The following is a 22,507-nucleotide window of genomic DNA, read 5'->3' on the forward strand; positions in this document are numbered from 1 at the left end:
TGGAGATCTGGAACGAGGCCAGAGCAGGCCGGAAGAAGACCCGCCCAGCCGCAGAGAGCGTGCCTGCTCGTCTGGGGCGAGACCGGGTCAAGCTGGAAGAAAATCGCTGAAGGGCAGATAGAGAGAGGAAAAGGGCCGGGAGCTGGCGAGCGATCCGATCGCTATCGCCTTCTCCAGGTGGAAGCGTCCAAAAGCCGTACCAGAGCAAAGCCCAACGGAAAGAGCCAGATCCACCCAGACCAGAAGCCAGGCCGGCGGAGAGCCTGCGCGGGTGGCCGCCTGGATGCTGGCCCGTTTAACGGCGTGGCGCTGCTCCTCTCTCTCTGCCGCCCAGGCTGCGCCAGGTCTGGGCGGCTGGAGCATGCGCGATCTGGGTCGGGCGGATGGCGTCGCTGCGCAACGAGGCCGTGCGCAGGCCGACGCTGGTAGAAAGACCTGTGAGGGTAGCCATAACGGCTGAATGGTAGCACAGTGACGGAGGGCCTGTCAAGGAAGGAGGCGCAGAAGCCAGGCGCCCTCAGCTTAAAAGGACGCGGGAGCGCCTGCCGGTGAAAGAAGGGAGGAAGAGGCGTGACCCTGGCCCTGCTCTTGCTCCTGGGGGAGGACCGGTGTGGCCTGAGCTGGCGCCTGGGGCGGATGGACGGTTGGCCGACTCACGGGCAGCGGGCAACCGGGCAGCAGCGAGCGACTTGGATGCTGCTGAGGTGCCAGGGCCAGCCAGGCCAGGCCGCCGCCGAGCAAGCCACTGGCGGCCAGGCTGGTGATCCCCACCACCAAGGCGCGGCGCGAGGGACGCTCGATCAGGGGCCGGGAGACCTGGGGGCGCGGGCGCAGGGTCCGTCCCAGGGCCTGCTCGTAGGCCCGCACAAATTCCAGCACCGTAGCGAAACGCGCCTCCGGCTGCTTCGCCAACGCTCTCTCCACGACGGCCACCAGAGCCGGCGGCAGGGTCGGCATACGCTGACGCAACGACGGTGGAGGAGCATGAACGTGCTGAGCCAGAACCTCGGCGGGCGAACCGCGGAAAGGACACTCGCCGCAGAGCCACTCGTAGACCACCACTCCCAGTGCGTACTGATCGCTGGCAAACTGCGGCTGACCGGCCAACTGCTCCGGCGCCATATAAGCCAGCGTTCCCGCGATGGCCTCGGCCGCCTGCCAGCTCTCCTCTCCCTGCCCCGGTCTGGCCAAAGCCGCAATTCCGAAATCGCTCAACAAGATCGAGCCATCGCCCCCAATCAGCATGTTCTCCGGCTTAATATCACAATGAATGCAGCGCTGACGATGAGCGTAGTCCAGAGCCGCCCCGATCTGCTGCAAATAGAGCAGAATCGTCGCGGGATGCAGGCGACTGCCGCGAGGATGGCGCTGACGTAAAGTCCCGCCAGGCGCGTACTCCATCACCAGAAAGGCCACACCGCTCTCCTCGAGCAGAACGAAATCGAGAATGCTCACAATATGGGGATGGCGCAAGCGCGCCGCCAAACGGGCCTCCTCCTGGAAACGTCGAAGCGGCTCGGGACTCGGGCAGGGGCGTAGCAGCTTCAGGGCCACCGCCGTCCCCAAATAGCGATGCTCGCCCAGGTAGACCTCGGCAAAGCCTCCTCGGCCCAGCAGACGTACCAGGCGATAATGGCCCAGCTCGCGCGGCACCTCCGGCGGCAGCAGCTCCTCCGCCGCCTCGCTGCCAAACCCGTCCCCCTCGCGCGCCTCACTTGAGAAACTCAGCGGTTGCTCCATCATACTCGCTTCCCGCTCCTTGCTTGCCTGCTATGATTGTAAAGAGCGGCGATGGAAGATGTCAATGTACCAGCGCGGAAGCAGCAGTCTGGAGAAGCGCATAGCATCGCAGTCGACTTCAAAGATCCCGGACAGCGTTACATCTATGAATCCATTTATATCTATCTAACGTTTAAGGACAAGCGCAGCCATTGTCCGATTCTGTCTCTGGCGAGCGGACGGGCAGGGGAAGAGGAAGCGGATTTGGGGGGTTTTTAGGTGATAAAAAGCCAAAAAATGCGAAAAAGTTGACAGGAGAAAGAGAGACCTGTCCGCTCCGGAGGAAGGCGCTGAGCCTGGTGGGGGGACAGGGGGGGATGGTGGGGCGGGGAGCAGCCTGACTGTCTGAAGCAGCGCTGAGCTGTTGAAAGGGGAACGGCCTTCCCACGCGCCCCTGAGCCAGGTTCCTGGGCCGCCCGCCTGGGCTAGGCGGGGATCATCATCATGATCACCGAAATCAGGGCGAAGAGGGCCACAAAGGCAATCGTCAAATTAAAGATCAGGCGCTCCACCCCGCGGCGAGTCTTAAAGACCGAGCCTGTGCTGACGCCGCCGAAGATGCTTCCCAGGCCGGCGCTGCGTGCCTGCAGCAAGATAAAGAGGATAACGGCCACCGACAGGATGATCTGGATCACCCGAAGAGCCGGGGCCCAGGCTTGCAACGTATTCAAGGTTCTCCCTCGCTTTCATCGCAGGCCATTCAAATGGCCAAACCTTTGCGACGATTATATCACAGACGCCTGCAGGCGTCGAGATGGGGGCGGCCGGGCAGGAGAGAATCGGGCTGCTCGGGCCGCAGTGGCCGCGGCAGGCAGATAGACAGGCAAGCAAGCAAGAAAGAGCGGCCAGCCCGCTTAGTCCTCACTGAGCAGGAGCGGCGGACGTGATCTCCTGTCTACCGCTCACCGCTCGCCCCTGCTGGTGGAGCAGGCGATGGCAGTCTGGACAAAGCACCTCATAATTGGTGCGCTGGTAGCGAGCCAGCAGTGTCCGCAGCGGACGGCGGGCGTGCAGCTCCAGCCGGGTCGTTGAGCGAGCGCAGCGTGGGCAGCGTCCAGCGGCCTGTTGCTGGAGCTGTCCCTGAATGCGGCGCACCAGGCGATTATTGCAGGCGTCCAGGCTTACATGAAAAAGCATTCCTGCCAGCACCAGCCACAGCCAGCGCTGGCGCGTGAGAGCGGCCAGCGCCGCCAGGGCGCTCAAAGTCAGCGGTTGATGCAACGGCTTTGGCAGGGGACCGCGCTGGCGATGGGGCGTGCGCAGATAGCGCAGGGCCTCGCGCAAGCTCAGGCGCCGGCGGGCCGCCACGAACTCCAGATAATGGTCGACATCGATCAGAATGCTGGCCGCGTAGGGCAGCCAGACCTCATCTTTCAGCCACGGCAGGGCCACCAGGGCCGCCGCCGTCGAAAATGCCACATGTTCCTCCAGGCGCATAGGGGCATCCTATTCAGATGTTGCGCGAGTTGTAGCCGCGCCTCGCCTTGTTGCGCTTTCCCGCCCTGAGCGCCGTGCCGAAGCAAAAGGAGCGGAGCAGCTCTTCTCGCCCGGCCGGAAACTCCGGCCAGGAGCCGGCGGCCAGCGCCTGGGGGGAGCGCGCTTATCGCCGCAGTATAACCCGCAGGCCCAGGTCCCGTCAAGCAAGCTGGCCTGTGGGGGGAGCGGGCCATGCGGGGGAGGGCTAGAAAGGGGATGGATATCCAGCAAAGAAAAAGGCTCGATTGGTACGGGCTTCCCTTGTAGAAGACCTATCCCTGTGGTACAATATAATCCGGGCGAGGACTGCAGTCCCCGCCCGAACTTATGTTTTCCATTCAGAAACAGACGACCAGCAAGGCAACGCGAGGGGAGTCTGCCAGGCATGAGCGCGTGACTGACGGCTACCCTCTTCTTGAATTTAGCGGGAGCGGACACCTCCGGGTGTCCTCACATTTTGCAATGGAGATTTCCTGGCTCGGCCACTCCTGTTTTCAGTTGCGAGGAAAACAAGTCACGCTCATCACGGACCCGTTCGCTCCCCAGACGGAAGTCGCCCCGCAGCAGAAGGAGCCTCTGCGCCTGGGTAAAGTCAGCGCCTCGATTGTCACCATCAGTCACGACCATCCCAACCACAACTATGTCCGCGCCGTCCAGGGGAATCCCCGTATTGTGCGCGGGCCGGGCGAGTACGAGATCAGCGACGTGCTGATCACTGGCGTCGCCTCCTATCATGACAATCAGCGGGGGCGCGAACGTGGGCGCAATACCATCTATGTCATTCACATAGATGGCATCGTCGTCTGCCACCTCGGCGACCTGGGCCACATCCTGCAAGAGGAGCAGCTTGAGGAGGTCGCCGATGCAGACGTCCTGCTAGTGCCCATCGGGGGCGCGCACACCCTCACCGCCGCGCAGGCGGCTGAAGTAATCAGCCAGGTCGTGCCGCGCATCGTCATTCCCATGCACTACTATCCTCTGGCGGCCGACGACTCGCAGTCGCTGCCTGAAGCGCTCGTGACCTTTTGCCGCGAGATGGGCGTGGACTCGATCAGTCCCCAGCCCAAGCTCGTCATCTCGCAGAGTAACCTGCCAGCAGAAACGCAGGTCGTCATCCTCTCCTGCCGCAGCCTGAGCTGAGCGGGGGCTGTTGTGTAAGTGAGGAGGCTGCCAGGTTCAGGTCCGGTCCGGCTGCCGCTCTTCTGAAGCGAGAGTAGCCGCCGGCGGGCTGGCGGGCGTCTCGTCTGTATGGGCGGACAGGCGAGAGGAGCGAGGCGGCTCGGCTGTCCTCGCCTGTCCGGGGTGCCACTTTGCTGACCTGATCTGGCCTGACCTGACCTGCCTGGGCCTGGCTCAGGAAGAGCACCTCGTCAGCGGCAAGCGGCCTTGAGTGAGGCTTCGCCGGAACCTGAACCTGGCTCTCTCCGTGCCTGCTGTGCGCCAGGCCAACCCTGCCCTGGCCAGGCAGTCTGTGAGTAGAGGAGCTGAGTGAGCGAATGAAGACGGTCTCATACGCGATGGTAAAGGCTCCACACGAGGAGGAGTTCTTATGTCAAAATTTATCTTTGTGACCGGCGGTGTGGCGTCGTCTGTGGGCAAGGGTATTAGCGTCGCATCCATTGGGCGCCTGCTCAAGAACCGCGGGATCTCCGTCTCCATCATGAAGCTTGACCCCTACATCAACGTCGACCCCGGCACCATGTCCCCCTATCAGCATGGGGAGGTTTTTGTGACCGACGATGGAGCGGAGACCGATCTTGATCTGGGCCACTACGAGCGCTTTACCGACGAACCAGCGTACCAGGCCAATAACGTCACCACCGGCCAGGTCTACGCCACCGTCATCAGCAAAGAGCGACGGGGCGAGTACCTGGGGGGCACGATTCAGGTGATTCCCCATATTACCAACGAGATCAAGGAGCGCATCCACAACGTGGCTCGCCGCTCGGACGCCGACGTAGTCATTGTCGAAGTGGGTGGCACCGTCGGCGATATCGAGGGCGAGCCATTTTTGGAGGCCATTCGTCAGATGCGCAAGGACGTGGGGCGGGCCAATGTCCTCTATCTCCACGTCACCTTGCTCCCCTACCTGGGGGCGACCCGCGAGCTAAAAACGAAGCCGACCCAGCACAGCGTCAAGGAGCTGCTGCGCGTTGGCATTCAGCCCGACGTCATCCTCTGTCGCTCCGACTATCCCGTCAGCGAGGAGCTGCGCGAGAAAATCGCCCTCTTCTGCAATGTCGAGACCCGCGCCGTCGTCCCCCTGCTCACCGTTGAAACCATCTATGAGATCCCCCTGATTTTGGAGGAGGCCGGCCTCGGCGACTACCTGGTGCAGGCCCTCTCTCTGCCGGGCCACGCCCCCCAGATGGAGGAGTGGCGCGCCCTGGTAGAGAAAATCAAGAAGCCGCGCCCGGCCCTGACGGTCGGTCTGGTGGGCAAGTACGTCGAGCTGCACGATGCCTATCTCTCGGTGGCCGAGGCCCTGCGCCACGCCGGCTGGTATCACGACGTCGACGTCCAGATCAAGTGGATCAATTCCGAGGCGCTGGAAAAGATGGGCGAGGCCTATACCGAGGCCCTGGAGGATGTCCACGGGATCGTCGTGCCCGGCGGCTTCGGCCCTCGTGGGGTTGAAGGCAAAATCAAAGCCGCCGGCTATGCGCGCCGCAGCCACACGCCCTATCTGGGCCTCTGTCTCGGAATGCAGGTCAGCGTCATCGAATTTGCCCGCAACGTCCTCGGCCTCGAAGGGGCCAACAGCTCGGAGTTCGATCCTCACTCCCCTCATCCCGTCATCGACCTGATGCCAACCCAGCGCCACATCTCAGAAAAAGGTGGCACCATGCGCCTGGGCAACTGGGTCTGTTGCCTGATCCCCGGCACCCGCGCCTACCAGGCCTACGGCGAAGCGATCGTCTTCGAGCGCCATCGCCACCGCTATGAGTTCAACAATGAGTACCGCAAGCGCATGGAAGCCCACGGCCTGGTTATCAGCGGGCGCTCCGCCGATAACAGCCTGGTCGAAATTATCGAGCTGGCTGACCATCCCTGGTTTGTCGCTTCCCAGTTCCATCCTGAGTTTAAGAGCCGTCCGAACCGCCCCCATCCCCTCTTCCGCGACTTCATCGCCGCCTGCAAGCGGCATGCCGGCCTGGGCGCAAGCGCGGCGGAGACCAGCGATGGCGTGGCTCGCGTGGGCGCGGTCCGCACTCCCGAGGGCGTAGCTTCGGATTCGCGACTCGAAATGTCGAAATAAAGGCAAGATGTTATATTTGAGCCATCTACTCGGTGCACCTGTGGAGGATCCCCAGGGTGCGCGCGTTGGAAAACTCACCGATGTTCTGGTAGCGCCCGCGCAAGCGCGCGAAGAGCCTGGTGGGCCTACCTACGCCAGCGCGCTGCTGGTAGAAGGCCAGGACGGGCGTCTCTGGCGCGTCACGCCCCTGGCGGTCCAGGTACATGATCAGGCCCTAATCTTGCGCATGGCCCTGCCCGAGCTGCCGCCTCCCGCCGCCGTGGAGCAGGAGATCAGCCTGGCGCGCGAGGTCCTGGACAGGCAGGCGGTCGACCTGGAGCGGCGGCGCCCGGTGCGCGTCAACGATGTCTGCCTGGAAGCGGACTGGCGCATTGTGGGGATCGACACCAGTCCCTGGGGGCTGCTGCGGCGCCTGGTGCCGGCCTGGCTCCTGGGGGCCAGGGGGCGCGAGGCGCCGGGCCACCTCATTCCCTGGGAGCGGCTCGAACCATTGCGCGAGGGGGAGCCACCGTCGGAGGAGACAGAGGAGGGTCGGACAGAGAGAGGGACAGGTGAGCGCCGAGGAGGGCTAGAGGGGCTGGCGCAGCAGGAGCTGCGGCGCCAGCCGAGCGGTCCCCTGGCCGAGCTGCGCCCCGCCGACATCGCCGACATCATTCACCAGCTCACCCCGGCCCAGGGGGCGCGTCTCTTGGAGGGCCTCGACGACGAGACCGCCGCGGACATTCTCCAGGAAGTAGACACCGAGCGCCAGACCTACATCCTGGAGAAACTCAGCGCCGCGCGGGCCGCCGCCATTCTGCAGGCAATGGAGCCGGACGAGGTCGCTGACCTGCTGGCGCGCCTGCCAGAGGAGCGGGCCCAGGAGCTGCTGCGCCTGCTCACTCCCGAAGAATCCGAGGATGTCCGTGAGCTGCTGGAGTACGCCGAGGACTCCGCCGGTGGCCTTATGACCACCGACTACCTGGCCCTCAGTAGCAGCCGGAGCAGCGCCGAGGCCCTGGAAGCCCTGCGCCGCCATATCCTCGACCAGGACGGCCAGGCCGTCTACATCTACGTCGTCGACGACGAGGAGCGCGACGAGCCGCGCCTGCTTGGCGTGGTCTCGATCTGGAAGCTGCTGGTGGCCTCGCCTGAGCAAAGCCTGCAGGAACTGATGCTGCGCGATCTTGTCACCGTGCGGCCCGAGGCCGATGCTCGCAGCGTCGCCGAGGTCATTGCCAAATACAACCTGCTGGCTGTGCCGGTCGTCAACGACGAGGGGCTGCTACGGGGCATTGTCACCGTTGATGACGCTATCGACGTCCTGCTGCCACCGGAGCGTCGCCGGAAGCCGCCGCGTCGCTATTGAGTCGGAGGAGAGGTTCCAGCGAGACAGGCGGATCAAGAGGAAGGGAAGGAAAACAGAAGAAGGTACAGAAAAAAAGCCCTTCCCTGACAAAAAAGAAAAGAGAAGAGCAGGGGAATAGAGAGAAAAAAGACGGCTTATTGTGCAGATGAGGGTAGGTCAGGCAGGTGGTCTGCTCTCTCCCGGAGCTTACTCGGGAAGAGAGCAGACCGCGCTCAAGGCTTCAAGCACATGCACAATGTCCTGGCAGACATCGACCATGACCCGAGGTAGCCATTCTTCGGGATGTGGGTCATCGGCCACAATCTCCGCCTCGCTCTCCTCCTCTTCGTCGTTGTAGCGATGACTCCAGCTGAGACCTGGTGTATGACCCCCGCTATAGTGGTAAGGAGAACTCTCAAGGAGACCGCGCAGACCCTCTGGGTGCCAGATCGGGAGCTCCACGCGCTGCTGCAGCGTCAGCGACTCTGGCACGAGCCGATGGTCCTGCAGAGTCAGCGTGACACCGGGCCGGGTCTCGACCGTGCGGCTGCTGTGCTCGCTGGCGCGCAGCCTGAGCATCTGGGTCAGAGAGAGGAGCGTCTCTTCCGAGAGCGTTGTGCCTTTGAGAGAAAGCGAGTAGGAGAGATCCAGCACCAGCGCGGGGATCTCGCGCGTACGCAGGTGCGGACAGTCGGCGTGCGGCTCGTGGAAGAAATCGCAGACTCCCCGAGGTCCTTCGAGAGAGAGCGCGGTATCCAGACTGCCCCAGCTAAAAGAGACGGTGCAGATGCTGGAGTTTTCAACCTGTTCGCAGCTTCCGATGTGACAGGTGCAGGCAAATTCACGTTCCATGGTGCGGGAGTTGATCCAGTACTCGGGATGTGCCGTCAGCCCGACCTCCGCAGCCGCCTTCAGGAAGAAACCGGTCACATCTTCAAAGGTTAGCATGAAACGCTCCTTGCTGCCCCTGGTTGGGGCAAGTATGCCCGTGGCACCCTGATAAGATGCCTCTATATTATGAGCGTTCCCGATAGGATGTGTCAATATTAGACAGGATAGCTCTCACGCCAGTCGCGGAAGAGGGCGCTGATCGAGCGCCCCTCGTGCAGGCGCTCGATCGTTTCCGCCAGCAGGGAGGCGACGGAGATCACCACGACCTTGCCGCCGAGAGTCTTGCCGCCCAGCGGGATCGTATCGGTAGTGACCACGCGCGTGATCTCGGGCATGCAGAGGCGTTCTTCCGCCGGCGGCGTCAGCACGGCGTGGGTGGCGACTACCGTGATGTCTGGCTGGGCCCCGGCCTCGAGCAGGGCCTGAGTGCAGGTGATGATCGTCCCGCCAGTCGAGATGATATCGTCCACGATGATGGGCCGCTTGCCGGCGACCTCGCCAACGATCGCGCTGACCTCCACATCCTGGGCGTGGTTCCCCCCGCGCCGCTTGTGCATCACGACCAGCGGAATGTTGAGCATGTTGGCGTAGACATCGGCCACCTTGACGCGCCCGGTGTCTGGCGTCACGACCACGGCGTCGCTCAGGTCGATGTGCTGGCGCAGGTATTCGCCCAGCAGCGGGATGGCGGTCAAATGGTCCATGCCGATGTCAAAGAAGCCCTGAATGGCCGGCGAGTGCAGGTCAACGGAGACGACCCGGTCGGCTCCGGCTGTCGATAGCAGGTTGGCGACGAGTTTGGCGGTAATCGGCTCGCGCCCCGTGGTCTTCTTCTCCTGGCGCGCATAGCCATAGTAGGGGATGACGGCGGTAATGCGTGCGGCCGAGGCGCGACGGAAAGCGTCGATCATCACGAGCAGCTCCATCAGGTGCTCGTTGACCGGGTGGCAGGTCGACTGCACGATGTAGATGTCCCTGCCGCGCACGCTCTCCTGGATCTGCACGTGGCATTCGCCGTCGGCAAAACGATGCAGCTCCCGCCTCCCCAATGGACGCCCCAGGCAGCTCGCTACGGCCTGCGCCAGCTCCGGGGTGGCCGAGCCGCTGTAGATGTCCACGTCAATTGGCGGGCCGCTCCGATTCGGCCTTCTCGCTGCCGCTGCGCTCTCTGTCATGAATGGTCTCCCCCCTCTTAGAAGCCACAGAACCACTGTGGCTGGCCATACCCGCAGTGGTTACCCCTCTATTGTAGCATGTCTCGCTAGCTGCCAGCCAGCCTTCTTTTTCCCTGCCGAATTGCAGAGATAGCAGGCTATCCCTGCCAAACCGCTGAGCTGATGATCTTGCTAGAAAATGCCTTGACAACATGGCCATCTGTACTTTATCTTTTTGCATGATTGCAAATATTGGTCGATAAGAATAGATCAATGCCTGAGTATTGCGAACCATAGGTAGCTAAAAGGCTCTGCCAGATCTACATGATCGTTGCTTTGCTGCTTTTGTTCGGCTGAGAAAAGGCGTAGCTACCGGAGGTGGCTCCCTCCCCTTGCGGGAGAGCGTTCCCCGAGCTGGCTGGCCAGTCGGCCGAGCAGGGCGTAGTCGGGAGAGCCTGAGTCAGTGCTGCCTGAGTGCATGTCGCTCTTCTGGGCCGGTTGCCTTGGCCGGCCGGGCCTGGAGGGTCATGGCTGTCTTTCCGTGCTGCTGGCCGATCTGGCTGGGCTGGGGTGCCACATTCCCTCGTTCTCGCGGACATCTCCGAGGCGGCCCTTGACGGGGTCGAGGTGTCCCCCTGTGCTCGCTCGTTTGCCTGAAGCGCGCTCCCACCGGGCCACCGGCGGGAGCACTGACTGGACATGGTCTTGCTTTGTCTGCATTGGATGCAATAGGTAGCTACTGCGACAGAGAAAGGAAGTTCTGCATGTCTTTAGATTCGCAGCAATCGACCACACCGCAGTCAGTAGAGCAGTCGCCGGGAGAGCTTCCTCCCGTGGGCTTGCTGCGCAATCGCAACTTTCTTTTTTTGACCGGCGGCCAGATCATCTCCTATCTTGGGGATTTTGTTTACAGTGCCACCCTGCAGATCTGGGTCTACGCTCAGGCGGGTACGGCGGCCTCGGTGAGTGGTATCTGGGCGGCTCAGTATCTGACCTATGTTCTGGTTGGGCCGATCGCTGGCGTCTTTGTGGATCGCTGGAATCGCCGCCAGACCATGATCGTTTCCGACCTGTTGCGCTGCTTTATCGCTCTATGGCCGCTGTTGGTGCCGCCGGCCCTGCGCTTGCCGACCGTCTACCTGGCGGTCTTCCTGATTGGCAGCCTGGGGCGCTTCTTTATGCCTGCCCGCTCGGGCGTGCTGCAGGTCATTCTGGCCGAGCAGGACCAGCCGAGGGCGGCCTCGATTCTGCAGTCGAGTTTTGCTTTTGCGATCATTGCCGGCCCGAGTCTTGGCGCGGGCCTTTACTTCCTGGTGGGTCCCTACCTCGGCGTCGTGCTCAACGCTGCCTCCTTCCTGGTCTCGGCCCTCTGTATTATGGCGCTGCGCGTCTCGGCCCAGGCCCTGCATCCGGGTGCCCGGCGTCGGCCAGAGGCGGGCGAGAGTGGCGCTGGCGCCGTCCGGGCCGTGCTGAAGGAGCTGGCCGAGGGCTTTCGCTTTGTGCTTGGCTCGCGTGTGCTCTGCGTCCTGATGATCCTCCTGGTAATCAACTGGTTTGGGGTGGGCGCGCTCAATGCCCTCGACATCGTTTTTATCAGCCAGCGTCTGCATGCCAATCCTGAACTCTATGGCCCGATGGCCACGGCCAGCGGGGTTGGTCTGCTCATCGGCTCCCTGATCGCGGGCGCTTTGAGCAAGAAGCTCTCTCCGCGCTCCGTATTGACCGGCAGCGTCTTTCTGACGGGCTTGGGCATCGTGGCCTTCGGTCTGCAGGTCTGGTTCCCGCTGGCGTTCTTCTTCTACTTTCTGACGGGCCTGCTCCAGGGCGGCATCGAAGTTGGCTATATGGCGCTGCTGCTCCTCTGCTCCCCGCGGACCCTGATCGGGCGGGTGGAAGCCGTCATTCAGACCAGCATGTTTATCGCCAGCGTGCTTTCGATCGCTCTGGGGGGCTATCTTGCCCAATTCATCCCGGTGTATATTCTGTTTATTATTGGAGGCTGGCTGACGGTGCTGGCCGGTCTCATTGGCTGGTTCGGGCTACCGACCAGAATCGAGCCTGCCGCTGCGCCGCCGGGAGCCACAGAGGCGGGATCGGAGCGGGCAGCGCAGGCGTGACGGTGTAAGGAGGCAGAGAGCAAGACTATGACCGATCCTCGTGTCGAGCGCATGGCGCGCGTGCTCGTCCACCATTCGCTGGAACTGCGTCGGGGGGACCGCCTGGCGATTATCGCTACCCCATTGGCGGCCCCTCTCATTCGTGAGGTTGCACGTGAAGCCGTGCGCGCCGGCGCCCATGTTTCTACCCTGTTGCAGCTGCCAGGTCTGGCTGAGATTATCCTCAAGGAGGCCAGCGAGGAACAGCTGACCTTTGTGTCGCCGCTGCGGCGTTTGGTCTGGGAGGAGTTTGAGGCGCTGCTCAGCATCGAGTCGGAGGAAAACACCTGTGAGCTGAGGGGCGTTGATCCGGCTCGCCTGGCCCTCTCGCGCCAGGCGTCGCGCGTGTTGAGCCAACGGCTGATGGAGCGTACCCGACCCGACCAGCGCCATGCCCCGGGGTCGCTGCGCTGGACAGCCACAATGTTCCCAACCCCGGCCTATGCCCAGGATACAGGGATGTCCCTGAGCGACTTTGAGGACTTTCTCTACCGGGCCTGCTTCCTGGATGACGAGGACCCGGTGACCCGTTGGATGGAGCTGCACCAGCAGCAGCAGCGCCTGGTCGCCTGGCTCAGCGAGCGCCAGGAAGCGAACGTCGAGCTGCGCGGTCCCGATGTCGAGTTGACGCTGTCCTACAAGGGACGGCGCTTTGTCAGCGATGATGGCCGCTATAACTTGCCCGGTGGTGAGATCTTTACCAGTCCGCTGGAGACCTCGGCCAACGGCTGGATTCGCTTCCGCTTCCCCTGCAGCTATCAGGGGATGCAGGTTGAGGACGTGCGCCTGCGCTTGGAAAACGGGCTGGTTGTGGAGGCTCAGGCCGCCCAGGGTCAGCCTCAGCTAGAGCATATGCTGGCCCTCGATGAGGGCGCCCGCCGTCTGGGCGAGTTCGCTATTGGCAACAATTATCGCATCCAGCGCGTTACCAGGCAGCCCCTCTTTGATGAAAAGTTTGGGGGGACGATTCATCTGGCCCTGGGGGCCTCCTATCCTGAAACCGGCGGTCTGAATCAGTCGGCTCTGCACTGGGATCTGGTGTGCGATATGCGTCAGGACAGCGAGATTCGCGTCGATGGCCTCCTCTTCTACAAGGATGGCCGCTTTGTCATCTAGCCCTTAGCCAGTTCGCCGGCTGGTTCGCGGACTGCAGGGGCCTGATCGGAGAGGCAGGCAGGCAGACCGACAGGGAGACAGGCAGGCAGACCGACAGGCTGGCTACCCACCTGCTAAAGCGAGCAGGGTGGCGATCAACGCCTGCTCACGCGCTGGAGGAAGAGCGCGCGCGGCGGCGGAGCCACCCTGCTTTCGCTGCTTGGGCATCGGAAGGGCGGGAGCCGGCGCTGCCCTGGGGCGGGTGGCCAGGCTCCGCCAGCGTGCTTGCTTAGAGCATTGGGCGTACCGACAGAATCTTGTAGGTCGTCACGCCACCCGGCGTTGAAACGCTCACCACGTCGCCCGCCTTATGGCCGAGCAGAGCCTTGCCGACTGGAGACTGGTCGGAGATCAAACCGGACTTGGGATCGGCCTCGTAGGTCTCTACGATCTTGAAAGTGCGTGCTGCGCCGCTCTCGGTCTCAACTTCTACCTGCATACCGATACGCACGACTGGAGGGCCTTCAAGATCGTTGTGCATATCGGCGGTCATGATCTCGGAAGAGGCCAGCAACTTCTCCAGCTCCAGAATCTCGCCTTCTACCGCAGCCTGCTGGCGCTTGGCCTCCTCGTAGGCGCCGCTTTCGCTGATGTCGCCGGCTTCTTTGGCATCATGGATGAAGTCCGCGACCTCCTGGCGCTTGACCGTGCGCAGGTATTCCAGGCGCTCTTTCTTCTTGCGATATCCTTCAGGGGTCAGAAAGTAGACCTTGCGCTCGGGTGTTACATCGCTCTGTCCACCAATACTCATATTAGACTCCTACTCCTCTCTGGTCTTAAGGCTCGTGATCGAAGCGTGATTCGTTCGCGGTTGCCTCTCCCAGATCTTCACGATCGCTAGCTAACACTGGCTTGGAAGCGTCCGGTCCATTGATCCGTGGGACAGCTCGCAGCCTGATTCCCCACACTCGACAGGCTGTGGGCTGGGTCGGCTCAGCTGACGCTCTGCCCGCTCTGGCGCGGCTGGACTGCCCTGCCGATGGTCCCCCTCCGATCTCGGCTGGCCTCATAGCAGTCCCTCTCTCTGCGCTCAGCGGCTCACCTGACTCGCGGTAGGGTCGCTGGGATGGATGCCTTTCTGCCTGTCCATCCGCTTATCTGACGCTCTTACTGGCTTGCTTGCCCTGGGCGGGGCCTGGCCGTGGCCATAGCGTGAACGGCCTGCCCGGGGCAGGCTTGTCTGCAGAAGGCGAATCCGTAGCCTCTCCCACCAGGCGGACCCGGTGGGTTGCTAAAACCGGGGAAGAGAACAGGCATGCTTCTGTTGCAACTGGTCGCCAGGCCGCGGCTGACGTCTGCGCGGCTCGGCGATCACGATCCGCTGTGCATGCATCCGTGCAGAGTTTGGGGCAATTGCTGCCACGTGGTTGGGCCGTCTCTCAGGGTCCCTCTAGGGCTGCTCAGCGCGCAGCAGGTGCTACGCCAGGTGCGCAACACATGACAGAGATTATACGGTCTTAAAAACCGGACGTCAAGTCAAATCAGGTAGCCATTTTTGCTATGGGATTGTACTCAATGGGTCCACATGCTCCGCCCGTCAGGCTGAGCGCGCCAGGCCCAACAACTGACGGCTCAGGTGGCCCGCGCAGCTCGTGGCTTGACCGGCCTCCAGCTCCTTCCTTTGCTGCTATGCCATTCCTCCTTCTTATCTTTACAAACGGCCAACGGGCGCCATTCCGTCGCGCTGCTCCAACCGATGCTGTGATCCACACCCGCCAGAGACCACCGCTGGCCGGTCGTCGTCACGCTGCCTGGATGGATCAACGACGACCGATGCGGTACATGCGTGTCCCGCAGCGCGCGCAGGTGCCCTGCAGAGCCGGGCGCCCGTTCTTCAGGATTGTCTCGCTGACATTGAGCATCAAGCTCTTCTGCTTGCATTTGAGGCAGTACGCTTCGATGGCGGAGGCCGTTTCGGCGGGCGATGGAGTTGGGACCTCCGCGCTTGCGCTGGTTGCTGGCTCGCTCTCTGCGGGCGGGTCGGCCTCTTCTCCCTGGCCCGCGCCTGGGGCGCGACCGGAAGCCTCCTCGGAGGACCGGGGGGGCGCTGGCCACTCACTCAGGCGGGCGCTGATCAAGGCGGCTGCCTGGCGATCAACGGTATAACCCTGGGAAGTGATCCGGAGCAGCTCGGCTCTGGCCGTTTGCCCTTGCGGCTCGCTGCTGGCCTCTTCTCCCCGTCTGCCTGAGTCTGCCTGTACCACCAGCACGGGATAGGGAAGGGAGGCCACCGCTGCCCAGCGGCTGCCATCTCTCTCCGCCCGCAGCTCGCCGCTCAGCCAGGCCAGAACAGCATGCTCCGCGCCGAATTGATGGGTTGTGGCATAGCCATAGTCCAGATCGCTGCGGGACTGCCCCGCCGCCAGCAGGGAGCGAAGAGCGACCCGCGTGGTCAGCAGACAAAAGGTGAGCAGGCCCAACAGAGGGAGATGGGCCAAAGAAGCAAGCAGCTCTCTTAGCCAGGGGAGGCCCTGCCAGCGCAGTCCCGCCTCTTGCTCTGGCCAGAGCAGCACCAGGCCACGGCATCGCTCGGGGATGCGCTGCGCTGCCTCCAGGACATACTGGCAGCTTGCTCCGCGGGCCACTAGCAGAGCCGGCTCGCCGACCACCTCGCGCAGGAAATCGCTCACCAGGTCCGTATAGAGCGACCCGTTGTAGGGGAGCGCGGGCCGATCGGAGAGGCCAAAGCCCAGCAGGTCAGGAGCATAGACCCGATAGCGCTCCGCCAGAAGGGTTGCTAGCTCTCGCAGCTCATAAGCGGAGGCGGCCAGCCCTGGCGCGTGCCAGAGGACCAGCGGCGGCGCCTTCTCTGGACCAGCCAGGGTGTAGAAAATGTGGCCGTGCCGCCAGCGGTAGAGCCGCGCCTGACCCGGCAGGGCACTCTCGAGCAATTGAGGCGTCACAAGGCGGTGCCAGACAATGGCCAGGCTCGCCCCAAGGCCCGCTAGCAGGCTGACCAGGGCGCTCAGGCGCAACAGCCATTTCAGGCGGGACAGAGCGTTCTTCATGGGTGAGACGCAGACCTCCTCGCTGAGTAGTATAGCATGAGAGGTCAGGTGGCGCTACTTCTCGCAGAACCGGCCTGGGGCGGCCTGGCAAGACGGCCAGCCGGCTCGTCACCTGTGACACGGCCAAGGAGAGACAGGGATAAGGTGGCCAGTCAGACTGCCGCGACAACAACGGCGCCAGAAGAGCCAGGCTGCTCTGCCTCTCAGACGCCGGCTGGTGGCTAAGAGCGGGCCGGCTCCCTGACTAGTATAGCATGGTAGGTCAGTTGACGCCGCCAGGCAGAGCAACTACAATACGCGCCACATAATGAATAATAGAGATACATTTTTATACAAATGGGCGCAGCCCGGGGAGAAAGTATGCGCGTGATTCATGAGCTGTGGGAGATGACTGAGACGGCGCGTGGCTGGCTGTCTGGGGGAGCCGTGGCCCTGGTACCGACGCAGGGCAGCCTGCACCCGGGGCACCTGGCTCTCATCGAGGCGGCCAGGCGGGAGTGTGAAATCTGCGTTGTCAGTCTCTTTGCCGATCCTCTCCAGTTCACCTCACCCGAAGAGTTGGCTCGCCACCTGCGCGAGCAAGGGACGCGCGAGCATAACCTGCGACTGCTAGAGCGGCTGGGGGTCGACGTGGTCTTCGCACCGGAGCGAGAGGCGATGTATCCGGCGGACTTTGCCACCTATGTCTCTCCGGCTGGGACACTGGCCGAATGCATCGAGGCCCAGCTTTATCCCCAGCGCTTGCGGGCTATCGCCACCACTGCCTGCAAGCTACTCATGCTCGTCCGTCCCGATATCACATATATATTACGCAGTGATGTTTATACCGTTGCCCTGATGCGTCGCCTCGTCCAGGACTTTAATATCGATGTCAGTATTGCTGTTCTGCCCGAGCAACGGGACGCCGATGGGCTGGCCTATAGCGAGAGTTATCCTTTATTGACCCAGGAGGAGAGGCGCGCTGCTCGTAGCGTCTACAGCTCCCTGTTGACCGGTTTGGGATTGTTACTTGCGGGCGAACGGCGACCGGAAGCGGTACTGCAGGCGATGGAGCAGGTCATCAAGGCTGAGCCTCTGGCGAGGCTGGAATATGTCGCGCTGTGCGATCCTGAGACGCTGGCGGCCCTGGAAGGACTGGCTGACAGAGCGCTCTTGCTGGCGGCTGCCCGTATCGGCGGCATCCGCCTGCTTGATAGCCTGCTCTGGTCTCAAGACCAGTCCTCTGCCAGCTAGCGTCCATCCTGAGCTTGCGTGCTCCCAGGCCCATGGCAAGAGTGAAGCTGGGAGAAGAGACCTCTGGTGATCCCGGTGAGCCAGCTCTACTTTCTGTGGCTTGACCCGGCCTCTTTCTATTCTCGCCTGAGTTGTAGTTTGAAGAGGTTTTCTCCCTTCTTCCGCCAGCGGCTGCTACAGCGTTATTTATAGTTGCCAGCCATCCCAGGGCCACAAAGACCCCAGGCTCTCTCTGCACCTCTCCAGGCAGGTGGCAAAGGTAGCCTGTGGTCGGAGCGTGTGGTCTACAGTGGGAGGATGAGCGACCAGGCGGCACACCTCCCCTGGAGGACTAAGCGGTGCCGGCCCTCCCTCATCCTGGAACTGGAACAGGAAGAGGAAAACTGTCTTTCGTGTCGGAAGCCGGGACGTGAAAGGGCCTGAAGGGAGGAGCAGGGAGGAGAAGAGGCTCGTGCTGGGACTGGTTAGCTGGAATCCAGCGGACATTGTGACCTATAATAAGGGCGCGCTACGACGCGCCATCAAGAGGTGCTAGCTAGCTCCGACTTCACAGAGTCAACGAAGGAGGCTCCTATGCCGCTAACCGCTGATCAACCCATCTTCATCGCGCTCAGGCTCCTGCTCATCGCGGTCATTGGCTATCTCTGGGGGTCGCTGCCGCCAGGCTACTGGATGGGCAAGATCCTGCGTGGACGAGACTTTGATATTCGCAACTATGGCAGCCGCAAGACGGGAGCGACCAACGTTAGCCGTGTCCTTGGGATAGGGCCAGCCATCATCGTCATGGTCCTCGACCTCTCTAAAGGTATTTTGCCGATGCTGCTGGCCGTCTACGTTCCCTTCTTTCATGTCTTGGGCTGGGGTCCCCTGCTAGCCGGCTTAGCGGCCCTCATCGGTCACCGTCACCCCATTTTTATCGGCTTCCAGGGGGGGAGAGGCGTGCTCACGGGGGCCGGCTCGCTACTCTTCGTGGCGCCCCCAGTCTCCTTCCTTATCTTTGGCATTGGGGCAGTCTTCACCATTAGCACCATCGCGCTCTCTCGCTATGTCTCGCTCGGCTCGCTGGTGGGCTGCGTCACAGTCATGGTCTGTGGCGTTATCTTCGGGCTTCTCGGCTGGCTGCCCGTGCCGGCCATGATCTTCATGATCGTTGCCCCCCTGCTTGTGATTCTCTTCCACTCCGACAATATCGAGCGGCTCCTGGCCGGAAAAGAGCGCAAGCTCGGACAGAAGGAGGTGGTGGCCTCGCCTGGTGGAGCAGCCTCCTCGCGCTAAACCTGGCGGGAGGTGAGCGAGGCAAGCAAGGCTGGAGAAAGGACCGGTGGGTCTCTCTCTCCCTTGCCCGCTGCTCTCTACGGGCTGGCCTGGACTATGGCTAAGGCGCCTATCGATCTAGGCGCGCAGGCGATCCTCCTTGCTCTGCAGGAGAGGCAAAGCCCGCAGCACATACTCTGCTCCTGACATAATCGTCCAGAAGGTGGCTAATAAAAGAGCAATATCTGCCAGCAGATTCAACAAGCTGCTCAGGCTCCAGGCCGCGGGGGAGGATGTCAGGATAGGCGTGGGAATGAGAGCCAGACGGGGATCGCCGACTCCGTGGGCCAGGAGGATACCGCCGATAGCCAGCAGAGTAATAAAGGTTTTTTGCTTTCCCCAGCGTCCCGCGGCGATCACGGTACCCTGGGCCGCAGCCATTGAGCGCAGGCCCGTGACCAGGAATTCGCGGGCAACGATGATCACAACGATCCAGGCTGGCACCAGGCCGATCTGCACCAGAGCGATCAGGATACTGGAGACAAACACCTTGTCAGCCGTCAGATCGAGGAAGACGCCCAGCGATGAGACCAGATGATAGCGGCGTGCCAGGTAGCCGTCGAGCAGATCGGTGATAGAGGCCAGCACAAAGAAAACCGTGGCCACGAAAAAAGCCCAGTGCTGGTTGATCAGCACCAGGACGAAAATAAGCAGGGTGCTGGCAATCCGGCTGAGGCTCAGTAGATTGGGAACATGCTGCATAGTCCAGCGGTCTCCTTACGGCGTTGGGTACTCACATTATAAGCAAAGTGCTGATGCTTGGGTAGGGCGCAGCCACGGCTCTATCAGCCCGCAGCGGGGGGAACAGCCTTCGAGGCTCAGCCAGCTTCAGCCTGGGGAGGCCGACCAGCTTGAGCAACGCCTACCGGGGGCCAGGCCCGCTGGAAGTCCGGCTTCCTGGCTCTACTCTGTCAGCGGCCTCCTCTAGAGAAGTGGACACCCCGGGGCGAGGAGCGCAGAGCCCCGTGGGGAGACCGCTGGACCTGCGCCGGCGCTGCCTTCACCTCGCTCCCTCGGCCTGGCCAATGGACGTGTCCCCCCGGCGGCCAGAGCGAGAAGGGAAGGGCCGGACCCACGGGTCCGGCCTCTTGTCTTGTCCAGGTCGCTCGCTAAGGAATCAGACTGACCTCGGCGCTCAAGGCCAGCACAAAGCGAGTCAGCAGAGCTGCCGTCCTCTCGATGTCCTCCAGAGAGACGATCTCGGAACCAGTATGCAGATAGCGACAAGGGATACTCACCAGGCCCGTCGCCACCCCATTGCGGCTCACCTGCAGCAGATCCGCATCGGTGGCCGTGCGTCCCGGAGTAGGATCGAGCTGATAGGCCAACCCGGCCTGGCGGGCCGCCTCTACCAGCAAAGCGTAAACGCGCGGATTCACATGTGCCCCAATGGTCAGCACCGGCCCTGCGCCAAGCCGGATGTCACCGACCTCCTGCTTAGAGGTCTGAGGATGATCGGCAGTAGGCGTCACATCCACAGCAATGGCCAGCTCTGGCTGAATCGCGTAGGCGCTGGTGCGCACGCCGCGGGAGCCGATTTCCTCTTGAACGGCTGAGACCACGTAAAGAGCCGCCTGGAGCTGCTCACGCTGGGCCGCCACGCGCCTCAGCGTTTCCAGGACCGCATAGAGGCCGGCCTTGTCGTCCAGACCGCGCCCAGTCACCAACTGGCCGCGTAGGGGCTGCAACCGGGCCGCGCGGGTCACCACCGTCCCCGGAGGCGCCAGCTCCTCGGCCTCCTGCTTACTGCTGGCCCCGATGTCGATCCAGAGCTGTTTCAGGGCCAGAGCCTTGCCGCGCTCTTCAGGCTCCTGCAGATGAATCGGCCTGGTTCCGATCACACCGAGCAGCGGACCGGAAGCCGTATGCAGCAGCACCCGTTCGCCGGGCAGCGTAGTCGGATCGAAGCCTCCAATCGGAGCAAAGTAGAGGAAACCCTGCTCATCGATATAGCGCACCAGCAAGCCCAGCTCGTCGCAGTGCGCGGTAAGCATCAGACGAGGACGTCCCTCGGGGTGCAGGGCCGCGATCACATTCCCATGTACGTCGGTCGTCACTGTGTCGGCGTAGCGAGCACACTCGCGGCGCACCACCTCCTGAACAGGCTGCTCGAAACCCGAGGGACTAGGGCGCTCGGTCAACTCCTCGAGCAGAGAGAGCTGAAGATCTTCTCCCATGACAGTACACTCCAAGACAGCTAAGGTCGGACCCCCAAAAAAGAAACAGGCATGGCAAGGGGGGAAAGATCGCTCAGGCGGAAATGAAAGCGCCTGGCGCTTTACAGCTACCAGGCGCCTGGACCTTGAGCAAAGCGAATGGGTAGCGCTCTAGGCGCGTGTATCGGCGACGAGAGGGCGGCGCTCAACAAGACGAACCTCCCTGTGCTTTCCCAGGATCAGCGCACGAATTGCTTCAGCACCTCTTCCACCTCGGGGTGGGAGCGATTGAGGCGCAGATCTTCGGCCCCTGTAGCATCGGTCTGGACCAGCAAGATCCCACGCTGGATGCAAGCGTGGAGCAGCTCACGCGCCGATTCGCGTGTCAAGCGACCGCGAAAGCGATTCTTTGGGTTCAGCGGGTCGCCGATGAAATTCGCCACGCCCATCACTGTACGCCAGGACCAGTTGCGGTCGATGTAGTCAAGGAATTGCAGGAACTGTGGGTCCAGCACATCGATCGGCGGCTGCGCATTGACAGCGGGCATATGGGGATTGGTACCTGGGTGCACTGCGGGCATGTGCCCTGTGCTGCCCGAGGAGACGGCGGGGACATAGCCGCTGCCGGTATTCGTCGCAGAGGTCGAAGCGATGCCAGGGACCAGAGGGACGAACTGGTTCGCGCTGCTAATCAGATCCCGGCTGACGGTTCCCGGTATCCCAACAACAATCACCGTTTTATTAAGGCGTAACTTCAAGCGAGCGCAGATGCGGGTAAAGTCCTTGTCGCCCGTCATCAACACAAAGGTAGAGATCGAGGGGCGGTCGAAGACCGTCTCGATGATATCCATCAGCATGTTCAGGTCGACGGTACTCTGGACGATCGTACTTTGCACGATTGCATTCGTGCCGGGTCCGATAGCGGGCAGGTGGCCGGTACCGCCGCTATGCTGCTGATGGGAATATCCCAAAGGACCAGACCCAGAGCCGCCATGATGGTGGGAGAGGGGGCCGCTGGGAGGCTGGCCGTGTGGGGAGGTGTAGGGGAAACCCTGGCGAGGCACCGGCTGGTAGGCGGTATCCTCGTCGCTGGAAGAGCGCGACTCTATATCCGCGCGCGATGCTGCCTGATCCTGCTGGTAGCCAGACCAGCCGTTCTCCTGGTGGGGCTGGACTGCGGGGAATGGTCCGGTATGGCCGCTATGGGCGGAGCCCCCCGCAGACCACTGGCGCTGATACGGACCTTCAGAAGCGTAGCCGGGCACTCCGAGCGCGCCTGTTGAGGGATTCCCTGGAGGATAGTGAATCGTCCCAATGCGGATGCGGTCACGCTGCTTGGCCGGGCAGTCAACCCGATCGATCATCGCCGCGGTCAGGCTGCCCTTGAACAGCTCTGGCTGACGCGACCAGTCCGCATAAGCGCGGGCCACCATGACAGTTCCATAACGGCGAGCGACGGCGATCAGCTCCTGCGGATCAGGCTCTCGCCGCTGGATATTCAGCATACTGTAGCGAATGTTCTCAAAGTCAATGAATAGAGCGATCTCTTCTGGCACAATCTTCTCCTCTCATGGGGAGAAACCGCGCAGACCAGGATTG

18 protein-coding genes are annotated in these 22,507 nt (G+C 62.5%); 8 read left to right on the forward strand and 10 right to left on the reverse strand.

Annotation, left to right across the window (positions count from 1 at the left end; genetic code table 11):
* Positions 1-522: 522 nt before the first annotated feature.
* On the reverse strand, positions 523-1,743 hold the full coding sequence (locus ACFMO7_RS09765) for a serine/threonine-protein kinase (RefSeq protein WP_376795298.1): 1,221 nt from the start codon (positions 1,741-1,743) through the stop codon (positions 523-525).
* Positions 1,744-1,791: 48 nt separating this feature from the next.
* Here ACFMO7_RS09765 and ACFMO7_RS09770 point away from each other — a divergent pair, with 48 nt between their 5' ends.
* Positions 1,792-1,998 (forward strand): hypothetical protein, encoded by a 207-nt coding sequence (locus ACFMO7_RS09770; protein WP_376795299.1) that lies wholly within the window; start codon positions 1,792-1,794, stop codon positions 1,996-1,998.
* Positions 1,999-2,204: 206 nt separating this feature from the next.
* Here ACFMO7_RS09770 and secG read toward each other — a convergent pair whose 3' ends face one another.
* On the reverse strand, positions 2,205-2,450 hold the full coding sequence (gene secG / locus ACFMO7_RS09775) for a preprotein translocase subunit SecG (protein ID WP_376795300.1): 246 nt from the start codon (positions 2,448-2,450) through the stop codon (positions 2,205-2,207).
* Between the two features lie 190 nt (positions 2,451-2,640).
* Positions 2,641-3,216, reverse strand: a complete 576-nt coding sequence (locus ACFMO7_RS09780) for a hypothetical protein (protein WP_376795301.1) — start codon at positions 3,214-3,216, stop codon at positions 2,641-2,643.
* 483 nt (positions 3,217-3,699) lie between these two features.
* Here ACFMO7_RS09780 and ACFMO7_RS09785 point away from each other — a divergent pair, with 483 nt between their 5' ends.
* The 3 genes from ACFMO7_RS09785 (at position 3,700) to ACFMO7_RS09795 (ending at position 7,862) form a co-directional block, all read left to right on the forward strand.
* The gene (locus tag ACFMO7_RS09785; protein ID WP_376795302.1) at positions 3,700-4,395 is read left to right on the forward strand and encodes an MBL fold metallo-hydrolase; all 696 of its coding nucleotides are present in this window, start codon (positions 3,700-3,702) and stop codon (positions 4,393-4,395) included.
* Positions 4,396-4,804: 409 nt separating this feature from the next.
* Entirely contained in the window at positions 4,805-6,514 is a 1,710-nt protein-coding gene (locus ACFMO7_RS09790) for a CTP synthase (RefSeq protein ID WP_376795303.1), read from the forward strand.
* Positions 6,515-6,521: 7 nt separating this feature from the next.
* The gene (locus ACFMO7_RS09795; protein ID WP_376795304.1) at positions 6,522-7,862 is read left to right on the forward strand and encodes a magnesium transporter MgtE N-terminal domain-containing protein; all 1,341 of its coding nucleotides are present in this window, start codon (positions 6,522-6,524) and stop codon (positions 7,860-7,862) included.
* Positions 7,863-8,048: 186 nt separating this feature from the next.
* On the opposite strand, the gene ACFMO7_RS09800 is transcribed toward ACFMO7_RS09795, so the two are convergent.
* Positions 8,049-8,789: a hypothetical protein gene (locus tag ACFMO7_RS09800; RefSeq protein WP_376795305.1), complete on the reverse strand. Its 741-nt coding sequence runs from the start codon at positions 8,787-8,789 to the stop codon at positions 8,049-8,051.
* Positions 8,790-8,887: 98 nt separating this feature from the next.
* Positions 8,888-9,907 carry a ribose-phosphate diphosphokinase gene (locus tag ACFMO7_RS09805; RefSeq protein ID WP_376795306.1) on the reverse strand — a complete coding sequence of 340 codons (1,020 nt, stop codon included), beginning with the start codon at positions 9,905-9,907 and terminating at the stop codon, positions 8,888-8,890.
* Positions 9,908-10,650: 743 nt separating this feature from the next.
* Between ACFMO7_RS09805 and ACFMO7_RS09810 the strand changes: the two genes are divergently transcribed.
* Both ACFMO7_RS09810 and ACFMO7_RS09815 read left to right on the forward strand, forming a co-directional pair.
* Positions 10,651-12,003 carry an MFS transporter gene (locus ACFMO7_RS09810; RefSeq protein ID WP_376795307.1) on the forward strand — a complete coding sequence of 451 codons (1,353 nt, stop codon included), beginning with the start codon at positions 10,651-10,653 and terminating at the stop codon, positions 12,001-12,003.
* Between the two features lie 27 nt (positions 12,004-12,030).
* Positions 12,031-13,158: an aminopeptidase gene (locus ACFMO7_RS09815; RefSeq protein WP_376795308.1), complete on the forward strand. Its 1,128-nt coding sequence runs from the start codon at positions 12,031-12,033 to the stop codon at positions 13,156-13,158.
* 268 nt (positions 13,159-13,426) lie between these two features.
* Here the strand turns inward: ACFMO7_RS09815 and greA are convergent, their stop codons facing one another.
* Positions 13,427-13,948, reverse strand: coding sequence for a transcription elongation factor GreA (greA, locus tag ACFMO7_RS09820; protein ID WP_376795309.1), 522 nt, complete (start codon positions 13,946-13,948; stop codon positions 13,427-13,429).
* 1,009 nt (positions 13,949-14,957) lie between these two features.
* Positions 14,958-16,205 (reverse strand): alpha/beta fold hydrolase, encoded by a 1,248-nt coding sequence (locus tag ACFMO7_RS09825; protein ID WP_376795310.1) that lies wholly within the window; start codon positions 16,203-16,205, stop codon positions 14,958-14,960.
* 360 nt (positions 16,206-16,565) lie between these two features.
* On the opposite strand from ACFMO7_RS09825, the gene ACFMO7_RS09830 reads away from it, so the two are divergent.
* Positions 16,566-17,438, forward strand: a complete 873-nt coding sequence (locus ACFMO7_RS09830; RefSeq protein WP_376795311.1) for a pantoate--beta-alanine ligase — start codon at positions 16,566-16,568, stop codon at positions 17,436-17,438.
* Between the two features lie 573 nt (positions 17,439-18,011).
* Complete coding sequence (plsY, locus tag ACFMO7_RS09835) at positions 18,012-18,713, forward strand: glycerol-3-phosphate 1-O-acyltransferase PlsY (RefSeq protein ID WP_376795312.1); 702 nt, start codon at positions 18,012-18,014, stop codon at positions 18,711-18,713.
* A gap of 117 nt (positions 18,714-18,830) precedes the next feature.
* Here plsY and pgsA read toward each other — a convergent pair whose 3' ends face one another.
* From pgsA to ACFMO7_RS09850, 3 genes are all read right to left on the reverse strand, one after another.
* On the reverse strand, positions 18,831-19,454 hold the full coding sequence (gene pgsA / locus ACFMO7_RS09840; RefSeq protein ID WP_376795313.1) for a CDP-diacylglycerol--glycerol-3-phosphate 3-phosphatidyltransferase: 624 nt from the start codon (positions 19,452-19,454) through the stop codon (positions 18,831-18,833).
* Positions 19,455-19,861: 407 nt separating this feature from the next.
* The gene (locus ACFMO7_RS09845; protein WP_376795314.1) at positions 19,862-20,929 is read right to left on the reverse strand and encodes a M42 family metallopeptidase; all 1,068 of its coding nucleotides are present in this window, start codon (positions 20,927-20,929) and stop codon (positions 19,862-19,864) included.
* Positions 20,930-21,147: 218 nt separating this feature from the next.
* The gene (locus ACFMO7_RS09850) at positions 21,148-22,464 is read right to left on the reverse strand and encodes an NYN domain-containing protein (RefSeq protein ID WP_376795315.1); all 1,317 of its coding nucleotides are present in this window, start codon (positions 22,462-22,464) and stop codon (positions 21,148-21,150) included.
* Between the last annotated feature and the right edge of the window lie 43 nt (positions 22,465-22,507).

This window comes from Thermogemmatispora sp., from assembly GCF_042408735.1.
Taxonomy (GTDB): Bacteria; Chloroflexota; Ktedonobacteria; order Ktedonobacterales; family Ktedonobacteraceae; genus Thermogemmatispora.

Coding starts and splice junctions, on each gene's coding strand:
- ACFMO7_RS09765 (WP_376795298.1), bottom strand. CDS start 1,743: ATGATGGAGCAACCGCTGAGTTTCTCAAGTGAGGCGCGCGAGGGGGAC.
- ACFMO7_RS09770 (WP_376795299.1), top strand. CDS start 1,792: ATGGAAGATGTCAATGTACCAGCGCGGAAGCAGCAGTCTGGAGAAGCG.
- ACFMO7_RS09780 (WP_376795301.1), bottom strand. CDS start 3,216: ATGCGCCTGGAGGAACATGTGGCATTTTCGACGGCGGCGGCCCTGGTG.
- ACFMO7_RS09790 (WP_376795303.1), top strand. CDS start 4,805: ATGTCAAAATTTATCTTTGTGACCGGCGGTGTGGCGTCGTCTGTGGGC.
- ACFMO7_RS09795 (WP_376795304.1), top strand. CDS start 6,522: ATGTTATATTTGAGCCATCTACTCGGTGCACCTGTGGAGGATCCCCAG.
- ACFMO7_RS09800 (WP_376795305.1), bottom strand. CDS start 8,789: ATGCTAACCTTTGAAGATGTGACCGGTTTCTTCCTGAAGGCGGCTGCG.
- ACFMO7_RS09805 (WP_376795306.1), bottom strand. CDS start 9,907: ATGACAGAGAGCGCAGCGGCAGCGAGAAGGCCGAATCGGAGCGGCCCG.
- ACFMO7_RS09810 (WP_376795307.1), top strand. CDS start 10,651: ATGTCTTTAGATTCGCAGCAATCGACCACACCGCAGTCAGTAGAGCAG.
- ACFMO7_RS09815 (WP_376795308.1), top strand. CDS start 12,031: ATGACCGATCCTCGTGTCGAGCGCATGGCGCGCGTGCTCGTCCACCAT.
- greA (WP_376795309.1), bottom strand. CDS start 13,948: ATGAGTATTGGTGGACAGAGCGATGTAACACCCGAGCGCAAGGTCTAC.
- ACFMO7_RS09825 (WP_376795310.1), bottom strand. CDS start 16,205: ATGAAGAACGCTCTGTCCCGCCTGAAATGGCTGTTGCGCCTGAGCGCC.
- ACFMO7_RS09830 (WP_376795311.1), top strand. CDS start 16,566: ATGCGCGTGATTCATGAGCTGTGGGAGATGACTGAGACGGCGCGTGGC.
- plsY (WP_376795312.1), top strand. CDS start 18,012: ATGCCGCTAACCGCTGATCAACCCATCTTCATCGCGCTCAGGCTCCTG.
- pgsA (WP_376795313.1), bottom strand. CDS start 19,454: ATGCAGCATGTTCCCAATCTACTGAGCCTCAGCCGGATTGCCAGCACC.
- ACFMO7_RS09845 (WP_376795314.1), bottom strand. CDS start 20,929: ATGGGAGAAGATCTTCAGCTCTCTCTGCTCGAGGAGTTGACCGAGCGC.